Consider the following 13962-nt stretch of genomic DNA (forward strand, 5'->3'; position numbering starts at 1 on the left):
CGGCGATGCCCGCGGAGCCGGGCGTGGGCCGCCCGCCGGTGTACTGCGATGAGCCGGCGCATAATCGGGCGGCGGCCTGGCGGGCGCGGCAGCGGATCGCCGCGGGGGAGAGCGAGCACCGCCGGCCGGCGGGGGAGTCGGCGCGTCCGGTCGACGCGGCCCGGGCCCGGGCCGGTGAGATCCACGCCCAGGTGGCCGGGATGGCCGAGACGCTGACCCGGCAGCTGCACGAGCTGCTGGTGGAGCTGCGCACCCTGGCGGACCCGGGCGCTATCGAGGCACAGATCGCGGCGGTCAGCAGCGAGGCGGAGGAGAAGGTCGCCGCGGCCACCGTGCGGGCCGCGCGGGCCGAACAAGCGGCGCGCCGCGCCGAGGCCGAGCGCGCGGAGGCCGACGCTGCCGCCGACGAGGCCACACAGGCCGCCCAGGCCATCAGCGCCGAGATGGACGCGGCCCGGGCGCGGCTCGCCGAGGCCGAGGCGGGCAGGGCGGCGCTGGCCGCCGAGCTGGATCGGGTGCGCGCCGACGCGGAGAGCGCCCGCCGCGACGCACAGGAGGAGCAGGCCCGGCTCGGGTGCGAGGTCGCGGCATACACCGCGCGAGCCGACGCCGCCGAACAGGGCCGGGAGGAGGCGATCGCCGCGGGCGCCAAGGCCGATCAGCAGGCCAGCGACGCGATCGCGCGCGCCGAGACCGAGACCGCCCGCGCGGCACGCGCCGAAACCGCCACCGGCGCCCTGCGCGAGCAGCTCGAGCAGGCCCGCGCCGAGACCGCCGACCTGGCCGCGCGGCTCGCGAGCCGCACCGCTGAACGCGACGCCGCCCGCCGAGACGCCGAGCATGAGAAGACCCACGGCCAGCAGCGCGCCGCCGACCTACACGCCGCCTACGAGAGCCAGATCGAGGCCCTGCGCCGCGACCTGGCCCACGCACGAGCCCACGCCGAGCCCGCCCCGCCGCTCGCCGGGCCCGGCACATCGCCAGCCGCGCCAGCAACACCGGCAACGGCGGGGGAGGATGAGCGCGCCGCTAAGCCCGTGCGTCGTGCCCGCCCGCGCTGGCACGTCGTGCAACTCGATGAGGCCGATGCCGGCAATCTTGATGCGGTCGTGGTCGTGATGAGCACCCACGCCAGCGCGCAGGCCGCCAAGAACACGATGAGCAGGATGCGCTCCAAACACATCGGCAAAGACACTGTGCATTTCGAGGTCCGACGCGGGGTCGACATCCGCCGCCGCCTCGAATGGGACCCCGAGACAGGCCGCGGCGTCCAACGCGACGGGCCACCACCATCGTGAACACGCCCGGCTCCGGGCGCGACGCGGCGCACCCCACCAGGCGCCCCATGACCAGGACCCACGCCGCGGCCGTGCTCACCGCGTTGACCCTGGCAGCATGCGCCCCAGACGCGGACCCGACTCGCCCTCGACGCCGGCGAGCACCTATGCGTCACCCAGGGCCCCGGAAAGGTCACAGCCCTACACGCCGACCTTTCCGGGGCCAGTGTGAGCTGAAGGAACCCCTCGGCGGGGTCGCGCTGCTGTGCGGAATCACCACCACCGAGGTGCGCACGCTGCGCAGGGCGGCCAAGACGGCAGCCCCTCCGCCACCAGCCGGCAAGATGCAGAACGCCCAGACGGACCTGGCGGATCAGGCGGACCCGGCCGCGGCGAACCAGCCGCCCCCGACCACACCGAACGACCTCAGCGAGACCGGCGAGAACCGCGAGAACCGCGAGAACCGCGAGAACCGCGAGAACCGCGAGAACCGCGAGAACGCCGAGGCGGGCACCGCGGCTCACGAGGATCACGCCGCCGGGCCCGGGCTGTTGAGCGACGGGCTGGGTGACTACCACGAAGGGCCGTGGCGTCACCACACCTGAGGACGAGTCATCCTCACCGTCTGTGCCGCGGGCTGCGACAGGGTCCTGACCAGCCCAAACGGTGTCTCGACCAGTCACGGCCGAGGGGCTTGCGCCCAAGCCTTCGGTGGGGGTCAGGCTGCAACACCAACTCCCCCTTCCCGAGCAGCCGCGCGCCCGGCAGGCTCAACGCATGAGGAGCACCCGAACACATGGTCTTGATCCTGCGCCCAGCCCTGACCGGCGAGCCGTCGACCGCCCTGGCAGGGCGAGACGCGGAGTGTCCCGCCTGCGGGGGCATCCTCGCCGCGTGGGGGTACGCTCGCGCCCGGTCCGTGCGGGACGTGCACGGCACCCGTGGGCTGACGCTGCGTCGGGTCCGGTGCCGCGGCTGCCGCGCCACCCACGTGCTGCTGCCCCGCCGCGTACCTGCCCCGGCGAGCCGACACCAGCCACGTCATCGGCGCGGCCCTGCTCGCCAAGGTCGCCGGCGCCAGCCACCGCAGCATCGCCGCCGACCTGCACCGGCCCGCGGACACGCTCCGCGTTGGCGACCCGCCGAGCCGCCGCCGGCTTCCCGACCGGCAAGACATTCGAGGCATGGCGGCCCGAGGCGTCCTCGATCCCGGCCCCGACCCAACAAGCCTTGCGCACCCTGGAGTGGGTCCATCGACGAGAGAACCTGGTCGTGTGCGGCCCATCTGGCACCGGCAAGACGTTCCTGCTCGAGGCCCTCGGGCAGCACGGCGTCGAACACGGCTTGAAGGTGGCCTGGTTCACCCTCGAGGACCTCGGGGTCCTGCTGCGCCGACACCGCGCCGATGACACCGTGACCAAGGCCATCGCCCGGATCCTGCGAGCCGACCTCGTCGTGGTCGATGACATCGGCCTGCTCCCGGTCGCGCCCGACGCGGCCGAGGGCCTGTACCGCCTGGTCGATGCCGCGTACGAGAAACGCTCCATCGCGCTCAGCTCGAACCTGCACCCGGCCGCTTTCGATGAGCTGATGCCCAAGACCCTGGCCACAGCAACCGTCGACCGGCTGCTACACCACGCCCACGTGTGCCAGACCACCGGTGAGAGTGTGCGCCTGTCCCAGGCCCTAGCTGGTCAAGGGGTGAGCCCCTTGAGCTGAGGAACGCCGCCGGTGGTGGCCAGCGCTGGGCAGATCCCATGGCCACCACCGGGCAGTTCTCGTGACCGTCGCCGGGCAGGTTTCACGGCCGCCTCTGGGCAGAACTCAACGGCCCTTGACATCAACCGCGGCGGTGAGGTTTTGGCCTAACGATCACTCAGCCGGTGGGTCGTTTGGTGACGTTCTTTTGGGACGTGTGGCAGCACAGCCGCAACGGCTGCTTCGATCTGAGCAGTGAGGCCTGCGGCGTCGAGGGCGGCCCGAATCTTGGCACGTGCGTCGGTGAACTTGGTGACACCGCTGAGATCTACGGCGTCTGCGGCTTGTTCGGCCAGTGCTGCGAGGCCAGCGATTGCCGCGTGCTCAGGTGATGATGCGTCGTAGGTCGGGAACGGGATGTAGAAGACGTATTTGTCGAAGTCTCGTGGCCCGAATAGCCCCTTTGCTTGCAGCGGCCGGACCCGGTCCAGCATGGTCGTGCTGTTGAGGATGGCCTCGAGATAACGTCCCTCGTCGGGTGATCCCACCGGCGCCCAGTAGAGCTTGTGCTCGATGACTCCACCGCTGTCACTGAGCCGCGCTGCTGCCAGCGAGTTGCCAGACGCGCTGTAGACCACGCGGTGGGTAGCGATCGGTAGCTGGGCGGACAACTGGCGCTGGTAGTCGAACCGTTCGAGAAGGGGGAGCTCCTCTGTTGGCTTCCGTCCCAGTTCCCACCCGGACTCGACGTCTGCCCACCATTTGCTTGCACCGGGCAGCGCATCAACCTCGCCTCGGGTCATGATGCGGTCGGCCGTGAGGGGCAGGACCGCGCGTCTCGGTGCCAGCGGTCGGTAGGGGGCGATGTTCTCGCCGAGGTAGACGTCACGGATCACCGTGTTCTCGACGGTCCCAGTCAGTGACGGTTGATGCTTCCAGGGTGGCTTTTCTTGTGTCGACCTGGCGGACGCGGTCCGTGTCCGTCCGGCGCCGGCTCCGAGCGGGCCTGCGTCGGTCTGCTCATCGACGAAGAGCAGGTAGCGCGGCACGAGGATCGCCCCTTGTCGGAACCTGGCGCGATACGGCGACAGGTGACCGTCCGGTGCCGCGTTGGTGTCAGCGACGGCCCCTATGGTGGTGGTCACGAGGTTCTCGATCGCGAACCATGGCCGGTCGACCCGGGTACCGAGCTGACCGTGCCATGCGGTCACCGACGTGCTGAGCGCTTGCGGAGCCGCCGTGAGGGAGCCGCGGATCACGCATGCGGTCATGGGGAAACCGGTGTCGATGTCATCGAGATCCCACGCGGTGTCGAAGGTGACCGCGAGAGAGACGGCCCTCGAGGCCCAGTCCCCGGTGCGGAACCCGGCGTGCGGTTGGCGGGTCAGCACACCGTGCGGCATGACGAATGCGAACCGTGCATCGTTCTTGAGGTACAGCTCGACGGCGCGTGCCACGAACAATGTTGATAGGTCGCGGGCGGAGGCTCCCAGACCACCGGTGAGGAGGTTCCGTGCTTTCGCCAGGGCTTTGTACCGCTCTTGCATGGCACGGGTCATCTTGGAGTACCTCAGCCAGGGCGGGTTACCGACCAGCACGTCGACTCGGTTCCCGGGCCGGGTCAGCCACAGAGGTCGGATCAGGTTGCGAACGTAGTAACCCCAGATGTGGTTACGTCCCGACCGATGGAGTCTGCGCATGGTGTCGAACGTGACGACCAGGAGGTCGCGGTCGTGCTCAGTCGTCACGCCGGCACGTTTGAGGATCGGGTTCATCACCGTGGCTGGTTTGTGCGAGTCCTTGCCGGGGTCGACCGCAGCGTCCGCCATATCGCTGACGAGCTGGTCGAATCGTGCGGCGTCGTCGAGGACGCTGAGGGGGAATCGCAGCTCGTCGCCGAACAATGCTCCTCCGCCTTCGACGAGGTCATCACCTTCGGTTGAGACGGTGATGTCGCTGATCCCAGCGAGCAGATCGCTGTGCTGCTCCCATTGGATGGAGTCGCCGAGGTAAACGGGGACCGTGAGGGGGCCTCTTGTGTCGTCCTGGAGTCGTTGCTGGCCGATAGCGATCAGGTACGACACCCGGGCAAGCGCCACCGCGACCGGGTGGATATCCATGCCGATCACGTGCGAGGTGAGCGAGCTGAGCGATTCACCGACGGTCATCCCGCTGGCTTCGGCCGCCGCGAGGTGCGCCTCGACGGCATGGATGAGGAAGGTGCCTGAGCCTGCGCTGGGCTCGAGGAGGCGCTGGTGGAGTGGGTCGGTGTAGACATCGGTCACCATCCGTTCCGCGAGCCAGTCTGGGGTGTAGTACTCCCCGAGGGACTCGCGGACGTGTTGGGCGATGACGGAGGTGTAGAGGGACTTCAGGACGTCGTGTCGCATGGTGGTGGACCAGTCGAAGCGGGCTACTCGCCGCACGAGGTCTAGGACGAACGCCTCTCCACCGTCGGCCTGGAGTACCCAGTCGAAGAAGTCTTCCTCGACCACGCCGTAGATCTGCGCGTCCCGGAATCGTGTTCCTCGGGTGATCTCGGCGGCGGTCAGTTGGTCGCCGAGAAGGTCGAACCCGACGACGGCGTGCGCGATCGCCTCGGCGGTCAGAACCAGCAGGGTGTGGTCGACGAACAGGTCAGGGTCATCCTCGAACGCCGACCCGAACGCGGTGCGCAGCAGTTTGGACCATAGGTCTCGCTTGACCGCGATCTCCGGGACGCTGCTGTTGCGGGCGTAGAGGTCCACGAGTGTCGCGTGGTCAAGTTTGTGGCCCGGTGACTCAGCGCCCAGACGTTCTCTGATCGCGGTCGGGGTCGGCGGAATGTGGCTTTCCGTTGCCAGCACCGATTCGAGCCAGATCAGCACGGTATCGGCGTCAGATCTTCCCGCGTCGAGGAAGGCAACCTCCGTCAGCGTCCCATCGACGAGGCGGTACAGATACCAAGTGGCTCCGTCGGTCAACATCCCGACGTACCGCCGACCGAAACTCTCAGCCTTCTGCTGCACATACCCTGCGAGCTGCTCCCGGGCGGCGTTCAGCACGTTCCCAACGCGGAGGTCCTTCTTCACCTCGATGCAGCAGTTCCCGACCTCAACGTCGAGCCGCCGGCGGGTGCCGTCACCGGTCTGCACCTCAAGCTTGACGACGTCTCCCTCGCCCAAGTCGAGTGCGCCCATCGTCAGCAGCTGGTAGATCTCCGCCTGCAGCTGGGCCTCCGGCCTGCCGGGAACCCTTCGGCGAACCCGGTCAAGAACCTCCACCACGTCGACCGTTGCCACCTTGCTACCCCTTTGCGTCTCGGGCCTCGTCATTAGGCCGCCACTCTGGCACTGCTGGTCTTCTGTGCTGCTGCCTGTTCAGCCACGGTCGCACGGCCTGACGGTGGGTGGGCAGTTCACCCACTTTGCGGTCCTGGCCCGCCAACGGAGCAGATCTGCACCTTTCACCAGTAGACGATCGCTAGCGCCACGATTCTTCAGCGTTACTACCCAAGCCCCGACCTCGTCAGTACACGGCGATCGCGTCTAGGACAACGGCAGGACCCGAGATGAACTGGTGGACGTCGGCGGTGGGGAGGCCGAGGTTGAGGCCGTCGAATATCCCTTCGAGCTCGTCCATGCGTGTCATAGCTAGGCGGCGCAGCAGGTACTCCCAGTCATGGAGGAGCCACTCTTCGGTGCTGAAGTAACCGTCTTTTCCGCCGCTTACTAGCCGGGTCACGGTTGCCAGGACCCGGACGTCTCCCTCGATGCGGTTGATCGAGGCCGAGTCAATGAAGTGGGCAGGTCGAACGTTGACGTAGGCATCTACTTCGAGTCCAGTTCCGTTCATTTTCAACAGGATTGGCAGCGGTAGTAGTTCATTCTGCAGGTAGATGCGCTTCATCTGTTCGAGGACCTGGGGCGCGTCAGCTGGGAGCGCGAGCACCTCGTCGAGGTTGCCGTCACCGTCAGCTAGGAGACGCCGCATCATGAAGAAGAGCTTGCCGACGAGGCTGGCCGAGGTCATCTGAGTGATGCCCTCAACCTCGACCATGGCGTCCTTGGTCAGGACCGTGTCGGCGCTGACCTGGGTCTGGACCGCCCCGGCGGCGATAAGGGCATCGATGGTCTTGCTCACACTAGCTTTCTGCCGCGGCTCGAGGGTGTAGCTGGATTGGAACTCCACGTCTGTGCCCCGGGATGCGTCTACTCCCACGCCGGCGAAAGCCACTCTGCCGCCTCCCGTGCGCTTACGAAGCGTGCGCTCCACGATGTCAGCCTGCTGAGGAACCTCGATGTCGTGGTATTGGGCCTGAGCGAAGAGAGTTTCAGCATCGAGGTATATGGGGGATCGGAGGGCCATGACCCCATCGTGCGTGTTGCGACTGACGCTGGTCACGCCTGACTCGCAATGGGCCAACAATGTCCTGATCCACAGCGAATCGCTCGGTTGGCTGATGCGGCGCGTGCTCCAGAAGGGATCCCTTTAGGAGCACCAGCGACACGCCGAGCAGAACCGCTCCAAAACCCGAGTCCAGAACCGCTCAGCCTGACGAATCAATGCTCGCCGGCATGGTTCGCTGCTGCTATGGCGATCATCGGCTACGCCGCGTCTCCCTCGACGAGCAGAACCCCGCACTCCAACTCGACGCGCTGCGCGCTGCCGGAGCCGAGCGGGTCTACGTCGACCACGCCACCGGCGCCACAATGAGCCGGCCAGAGTTGCGCCAGGCCCTCGACAACGCGCAGGCGGGCGACGTGCTCACCGTCTGGCGCCTCGACCGGCTCGGCCGGTCGATGACCGACCTCATCGCGCAGGTGAATCAGCTGGCCCACCGTGGGATCGAGTTCCGGAGCCTGACCGAGACCATCGACACCACCACCCCTGGCGGGCGACTCGTGTTCCACGTGTTCGGCGCCGTAGCTCAGTTCGAGCATGAGGTGCTTGTTGACCGCACGAAGGCCGGGCTCGCGGCCGCCAAAGCATCCGGCAAGAAGGTCGGTCGGCCTCGGCTCGTCACGCCCGAGCGCGCCGCTACCGCGCGCGAGCTACGCGACACCGACATGAGCCTCCGCGCAATCGCCGGCCACCTACGCGTCTCGCAAGCAACCGTCGTGCGGCTCCTTGCCCACGAGCGCTGACGCGGAGGCGTCAAACGCTCTGGGACCGACGTCGCTAACCCTTTGGCGGTCCCGTCCTTATAGCAGATGTCCCCGACCGGGCGGTACCGTTCCCGAACGTCATGAAAGCCGACATTGGGGGTCAACGTGAGCGAGGAGCCTGCCGTGAGGCAAATCGACTCTTGGCAAGAACCCGAACACAACGCCGCCGCCTGGATGCGGCGGTGGCGGCACCCGGGCGCCCGGATCACCGGAGGCTCGATTGATGGCGGCATTGACGTCTGGTCAGATGTCGCCCTCGTTCAGGTCAAGTTTGAAGCGTGACTAACCAACCCATCGTCCGCGGAGCGTGGCGGCATCGAATCTGGGCGCGCACATGACGGCGCGAGGGCTCCTTCGTGCCTCAGCCTTAACGATCCTCCTGTTGGCCGCGGTCTTCATCGGGGCCCTTACGCTGCTGACCTACCTAGTGCTGCACGTCTGGCCGTGGGGATTGATCGTGTCGGACGGGGAGACCCAGGCGGTCTTCGTGGACCTGGTCAAGGTCTCCCTCGCCGTCTCCGGCGGCATGGGCGCGGCCGTCGCGCTGGTGGTGGCCTACCGTCGCCAGAAGCACCTCGAGGTCGACGACGCCGGCAAACGCTCACGCTATGCCGGCGCCGCCCAGCAGCTCGGCGACCCGCAGGCCGCGGTCCGCATGGCCGGCGCCTACGCGATGGCCCACCTCGCCGACGAATGGCCCGAGCAACGCCAGCAGTGCGTCGACGTCCTATGCGCCTACCTGCGTCTGCCGTGGGTAGTCGATGACCCCGCCAGCGTCGAACCAACATCGGTCACGGTCCAACGAGCCCACCCAATCACCGACGGCGGCCAGCACACCGAGACGCGGGCCTACAACGTGCTACCCGGGGAACGAGAAGTCCGGCGCACCCTGACCCGGATCATCACCGACCACCTCCGAGACAAACCGGCCGTCTCGTGGGCCGAACTACGCCTGGACCTTGACGGCGCCACGCTCATCGACGCCGACTTCTCCCATGCACGACTCGGAGTCGGGTCCTCGATGAGGCACACCCACTTCGTAGGCCATGCCGACTTCGGCGGGGCGACGTTCTCCGGGTTCGCCGGCTTCACCGAGGCGACGTTCACCGGGGACGCTGTCTTCTACGGGGCGAAGTTCTCCGGGTATGCCGTCTTCGACGGGGCGAGGTTCTCCGGGGACGCCGGCTTCACCGGGGCGATCTTCTCCGGCGGCGCGACCTTGTTCGACGGGGCGAGGTTCTCCGGGCGCGCTGGCTTCACCGAGGCGATCTTCTCCGGGCGCGCTGGCTTCACCGAGGCGAAGTTCTCCGGGCCCGCCGTCTTCGACGGGGCGAAGTTCTCCGGGCCCGCCGTCTTCGACGGGGCGGCGTTCACCGAGTACGCCCACTTGACCGGAGCGGCGTTCACCGAGTACGCCGGCTTCACCGAGGCGGCGTTCACCGGGACCGCCGGCTTCACCGAGGCGGCGTTCACCGGGACCGCCGTCTTCACCGGAGCGGCGTTCACCGGGACCGCCGTCTTCACCGAGGCGACGTTCACCGAGCGATCAGTGTGGAGACGCGCCCGACTGCCGAGTCGCGAGGTGTTCGACGCTTGCCAGCGACCACCCACGCCTGAGGCCCTAGATGAAGCCATCTTTGAAGACGAGCAGCCACGACCGACTGAAGACTGAGTTCGCCACTCCAGCGCCAGGCCGCCGCGGACGATGCTCGAACCTTGAAGGCCGGGAAGAGCCGCGGCAAATCCTTCAGCGGCTCAGTTCTCGTCACCTTGACTCTTCCGTGTCAAGGTTGGCGCGCGGGGGGCCGAAGAGAACGCGCGACACGCCGCGTAGGTCCCAACCCTGGGTTGTACAACCCATTACCGTCAGCAGCATGGCTGAGGAACGGCGAGGCAGGAGCCGCGATACCGCGACCTCATTTCGCATGAGCGCGGACGACTACGCGTCGCTTCGACGCGCAGTCGACGAGGGCGGCTACGGCTCGCTTCAGGAGCTGCTCGAGGTGCGTGTCTTCGGCGCTGTGCGGCCGCGCCGCAAGACCGGACCCAGACCACGGCGCCAGCAAGAGGAAAGGCTCGACATCAGCGCATGATCCCATCGCCGGGCAGTGCCCGGAGCATGACGAAGACCCCCGCAGGAACGAGGGCCAACGTCTGAATCTCAAGTTTGTGGCCCGAGCGTGAACTCGGGCCGAGCAAGTGCACCACTGTTGGGAGGTCGCTTTGCCATGCCCACCATAACTGATCCGTCCTCCACGAATCCATATTCAGGACGTGCGTGTCCGAGCGGACCACATCGGGGCCTGCGGTCACGGCAGGCCTGGACGCTTGATCACATCACCCGGTGCAGCTGCGGCGCGTGGGTAGTCGTGACTGACAGGCTGCTGCGCGATATCACCTCAGGCGCATACGAGTGGCCGGCCGTGTGCCGACACTACGAGAACAGCCACAGGTGAATACCGTGCCTGTGCGGCGGGCCACCACGGCGCCCGCTGCCGCTCGTCGACCGACCGCAGGCGGGCCGGCTCCCGGGCCAGAGCCGGCCCGGGCGAGTAGGTTCTACAGCCCGAGGCCGGCGGGTCTCGGGACGCCGCGGGATGCGGTGTCGTGGCGATCGCACGCCCGGCTGCTCGTTGACGAGCTGGCCGGCCGCCGCGACCTGCGGGCGACGTTGCGGGCGGTGGTCGACGAGCTGGCCACGAAGTGGCACCCCAGGTCGGAGACGAGCGGGCCCGGGCATGACCAGCTCGCGGCCGCGGTGGCGGTGGCCACCGGCCGCGGCCGGTGCGACCAGGCGACGGTCACTCGCGCGATCGCTCGACTGATCGAGTGGTCGCTGATCTGGGAGGCGGCGCCGGGCACGATCGTCGTCGGCCGCGACGGGATGGAGAACCTGCGGGCCGAGTACGGCCTTGCCCTGCCTGCCCGTGAACCGTCGACCACCACGACGATGCCCGAAGCCCCCGAAGACCGCGATGACGGAACGACCGCCTGCCCAGAGAGCCGGCGGCGGGCGGCCGAGCAAGGGTGGTCGCTCGCGGAGGTGCCGGTGACGAAGGCTGAACGGGTCGCGGCCGCGGCCCGGCTTCAGGCCGAGGCCGTCGGTCTGCGTGGCTGCTCCGCGCCGGCGCTGGCGTCGGTGCTTCGGGAGTGGTTTGTCGCAGGCTGGACGGGCCGTGACGTGCTGCGCGCGCTGGATTCCCGGCCGGAGGCCGGCGGGGCGTGGACGTTCACGACCATGCCGCGGTTCGTCGCGGCATGGGTCAGGTTCCGGCTGCGGTTCTGGCGGGACGAGGAAGGCCGGCCGGGCGCGAGCCCTAGCCAGCGGCGCGCCGCGGCGCGGATGGCTGAGCAGGGCCGGCACGACCGGCTCGTCGAGCCGGTCGAGGCTGCTCTGGTCGATGGTGCGAAGGCGGCCGCGCTGGCCCGGTGCCGGGCCGCGATCGCGGGTCGGGTCGGATCGTCCCGTTGGAAGAAGGACACGGCCCGACGGCGAGTCTCGAGTGTCGTGGCTGGCGATCAGGAGCCGGCGTCGGTTCGCCGGCGGCAGCCTGTCAACGGGCCGGTCCAGAAACTAAACGGCCCGTGAACGGTCGAGGATCCCGAGGTTGAACGCCGCTCGCGGCGCCTGGTCGGCGTGGCCGGAGTCGATCGCCAGCTGGTAGGCGGCTCGGGCCGCCGCCACCTCGCCCTGCTCCTGCTCGAGGACCCCGAGGTTGAACGCCGCCACCGGCGCCTGGTCGGCGTGGCCGGAGCCAGCAACTCGTTTCCAGAGCGCGGCGGCGATCTGCGGGCGGTTCGCCCGGTACGCGCCCATTGCGAGCGTCAACGCATCCGCAGCGGGCAGCGGAGTGCCGGTCGCCGTCTCCCACACCAGGTCAGGGATCGGCTCCTTCTCTGCACTGAGGTGGTCAAGCATATAGTCCGTAGCTCGAACCGAGTCCGGCTCGGCACCCGATTCGAGAAGCTGCACGACCTCGAACACCCGAGCTCGGGCCCAATTCAGGGCGTCCCTGGTACTTTCCGACCCGTCATGGTGACGGCTATTGAGGTAGGCGGGCGCGAGTTTCGCCAGCGTCGTCGTGGAGATGGCCTCCAGCCCGATCCGTCGCCAGTCGACCGCAGCCCGCACCATCGCCTGCCCCAGCGGGTGACTGGTCCGGGCGTCCTCAAAGCGTTCAACGGCGTACGGGCCGCCACCGATGTACGCTCCGAGTCCGTAGCGGGCGACACCCGCTGCGGCAGCGGGGTCGGGCATGGCGGCAGCGAGGCGGGCCGTCTCGTCCGCTGTGTCCTTCAGACGTTTTGCTTGGAACCGGCGTAGGGCCGGCAGCTGCGGGTGGCGCACCTCGCCCGTTGGCATGAACGCGTCGTGGGCCCTCGAGCGCATGGTGGCCACCACGATGTTCTGGCCATCCAGCAGCACGTCGACCCAGTCCGGGCGCAGCCCCGCTACGTTCAGGTACCGCTCCAGGTCGTCAAGCCAGACCACCACACCCTCGATCCGGGTGGCGGCGAGCAGTTCCGGCAGCTTCTCCGGCAGCGGGTTCATCAGCCGATGGTTGGGATACGCGCCTTGGATGATGTGTGCGCACATCCGCGACTTGCCGGCCATCGACTCGCCGAGAACGAGTAGCGCATGGCCATCGGCCAAAACCTGTTGTGCCTCGGACTCGATATCCCGCGGCTGGTAAGGCACCTGTCGGGTCGCGGGGTGGACCCCGAGCTTCCCGAGGTCAGCCACGCTTCCGCTGGTTGCGAGTGAGCGACCGTCATCAAGCGCACCGGCCGTGGTATTGCGGACGGTCGTGTCGACCTCGTCCTGCGCTTTAGCCCTCTCCTTCAGGACCGGCAGACCCTCACTCGTCAGAAACGCGACGAACGCGGCCGCAGCCCCCCAGCCGATGATCGGGCTGAGGTGCCCTTTTTCCTCCGGATTCGGTGTCCAATAGGATCGATCCTGACAGGAAGGGAGAATTCGCAATGAGTAGCAAGCGTGTCCGGTTCAGTCCGGAATTCAAGGAGCAGATGGTCCGAGCATTTCTGGACCAGGAGGCGACGAAGACGGTCTCACAGGTGGCGAGGGAGAATGGTGTCGGCACCGAGACGCTGCGGGTGTGGGTCAAGAAGTACCGGGAGGCGAACCCGCAGGAAGAGGAGCCGTTGACGATCTCGGAACGCGCCCGCCTGGCCGAGGTCGAGCGGGAGCTTCGTGAGCTGAAACTGGAGCGTGAGTTCCTGGGAAAAGCCGCGGCCTTCTTCGCGAAGGAGTACCGGTGAGCGAGAAGTATTCGTTCATCTCCGCGGAGAGGGCCACCACCAACGCCGATGGAACGCCTCGGTATCAGGTCAAGCAGATGTGCGCCTGGCTGGCGGTCTCGACCTCCGGGTTCTACGACTGGTGCACCCGTGGCCCGTCGCTGACCGCTCAGCGCCGGGCGCGGCTGGCCGCGATCATCGCCTACGTGTTCGAGGCGCACGATGGCACCTACGGGTACCGGCGGGTGCACGCGGTGCTGGCCCGCAGCGGGCACCTGTGCGACCCGGAGACGGTGCGCGACCTGATGCGTGAGCTGGGCCTGGTGGCCTGCCAGCCGCGCCGCTCGCGCAAGGGCACCACCCGCCAGGACGGCCGGCATGCGCAGATCCCGGACCTGATCGAACGCGACTTCAGCGCCGAGACACCAGGGGCCAAGCTCGTGGGAGACATCACGTACGTACCGACCTGGCAGGGCTGGCTGTACGTGGCGCTGGTCATCGACTGCTGCTCGCGAGCCATCGTCGGGTAAACATTCAGCCCCTGCGTGACCGGTCCTGCGGTTTGGCGCGGCCGGAGGGCC

General features: G+C 68.1%; 11 protein-coding genes and 2 pseudogenes. 10 read left to right on the plus strand and 3 right to left on the minus strand.

What is annotated here, in order from left to right:
- The 4 genes and pseudogenes from L0H79_RS15015 to L0H79_RS15025 form a co-directional block, all read left to right on the plus strand.
- Positions 1-1298 (plus strand): hypothetical protein (locus L0H79_RS15015; RefSeq protein WP_301485440.1); only part of this gene is annotated, 1298 nt, incomplete at its 5' end.
- Between the two features lie 266 nt (positions 1299-1564).
- Positions 1565-1882: a hypothetical protein gene (locus L0H79_RS15020; RefSeq protein ID WP_301485441.1), complete on the plus strand. Its 318-nt coding sequence runs from the start codon at positions 1565-1567 to the stop codon at positions 1880-1882.
- 191 nt (positions 1883-2073) lie between these two features.
- Positions 2074-2295: pseudogene (locus L0H79_RS22255) on the plus strand (DUF6431 domain-containing protein); the annotation flags it as partial.
- Positions 2296-2408: 113 nt separating this feature from the next.
- Positions 2409-2996 carry an ATP-binding protein gene (locus L0H79_RS15025; protein ID WP_301485442.1) on the plus strand — a complete coding sequence of 196 codons (588 nt, stop codon included), beginning with the start codon at positions 2409-2411 and terminating at the stop codon, positions 2994-2996.
- A gap of 146 nt (positions 2997-3142) precedes the next feature.
- Here L0H79_RS15025 and L0H79_RS15030 read toward each other — a convergent pair whose 3' ends face one another.
- Complete coding sequence (locus L0H79_RS15030; protein WP_301485443.1) at positions 3143-6256, minus strand: N-6 DNA methylase; 3114 nt, start codon at positions 6254-6256, stop codon at positions 3143-3145.
- A gap of 226 nt (positions 6257-6482) precedes the next feature.
- Positions 6483-7322 carry a hypothetical protein gene (locus L0H79_RS15035; protein WP_301485444.1) on the minus strand — a complete coding sequence of 280 codons (840 nt, stop codon included), beginning with the start codon at positions 7320-7322 and terminating at the stop codon, positions 6483-6485.
- 225 nt (positions 7323-7547) lie between these two features.
- Here L0H79_RS15035 and L0H79_RS15040 point away from each other — a divergent pair.
- From L0H79_RS15040 to L0H79_RS15055, 4 genes and pseudogenes are all read left to right on the plus strand, one after another.
- Positions 7548-8101 (plus strand): annotated as a pseudogene (locus tag L0H79_RS15040) (recombinase family protein).
- 403 nt (positions 8102-8504) lie between these two features.
- Positions 8505-9794 carry a pentapeptide repeat-containing protein gene (locus L0H79_RS15045; protein WP_301485446.1) on the plus strand — a complete coding sequence of 430 codons (1290 nt, stop codon included), beginning with the start codon at positions 8505-8507 and terminating at the stop codon, positions 9792-9794.
- A gap of 202 nt (positions 9795-9996) precedes the next feature.
- The gene (locus tag L0H79_RS15050; RefSeq protein ID WP_301485447.1) at positions 9997-10215 is read left to right on the plus strand and encodes a hypothetical protein; all 219 of its coding nucleotides are present in this window, start codon (positions 9997-9999) and stop codon (positions 10213-10215) included.
- Positions 10216-10724: 509 nt separating this feature from the next.
- Positions 10725-11711: a hypothetical protein gene (locus tag L0H79_RS15055; protein ID WP_301485448.1), complete on the plus strand. Its 987-nt coding sequence runs from the start codon at positions 10725-10727 to the stop codon at positions 11709-11711.
- Here L0H79_RS15055 and L0H79_RS15060 read toward each other — a convergent pair.
- Positions 11697-13106 (minus strand): hypothetical protein, encoded by a 1410-nt coding sequence (locus L0H79_RS15060; protein WP_301485449.1) that lies wholly within the window; start codon positions 13104-13106, stop codon positions 11697-11699. The two genes, L0H79_RS15055 and L0H79_RS15060, sit on opposite strands and share 15 nt — an antisense overlap.
- Here L0H79_RS15060 and L0H79_RS15065 point away from each other — a divergent pair.
- Positions 13106-13402 carry a transposase gene (locus L0H79_RS15065; RefSeq protein WP_301485450.1) on the plus strand — a complete coding sequence of 99 codons (297 nt, stop codon included), beginning with the start codon at positions 13106-13108 and terminating at the stop codon, positions 13400-13402. The two genes, L0H79_RS15060 and L0H79_RS15065, sit on opposite strands and share 1 nt — an antisense overlap.
- On the plus strand, positions 13399-13911 hold the full coding sequence (locus tag L0H79_RS15070) for an IS3 family transposase (RefSeq protein ID WP_301485451.1): 513 nt from the start codon (positions 13399-13401) through the stop codon (positions 13909-13911). The genes L0H79_RS15065 and L0H79_RS15070 overlap by 4 nt, the downstream gene beginning before the upstream one ends.
- The last annotated feature ends 51 nt before the right edge of the window (positions 13912-13962 follow it).

It is taken from the genome of Intrasporangium sp. (genome assembly GCF_030452765.1).
Lineage (GTDB): Bacteria > Actinomycetota > Actinomycetes > Actinomycetales > Dermatophilaceae > Intrasporangium_A.

Bases quoted from the DNA above. Each gene is read 5' to 3' on its own strand.
- L0H79_RS15035 (WP_301485444.1), bottom strand. From the start codon at position 7,322: ATGGCCCTCCGATCCCCCATATACCTCGATGCTGAAACTCTCTTCGCT.
- L0H79_RS15050 (WP_301485447.1), top strand. From the start codon at position 9,997: ATGGCTGAGGAACGGCGAGGCAGGAGCCGCGATACCGCGACCTCATTT.
- L0H79_RS15065 (WP_301485450.1), top strand. From the start codon at position 13,106: ATGAGTAGCAAGCGTGTCCGGTTCAGTCCGGAATTCAAGGAGCAGATG.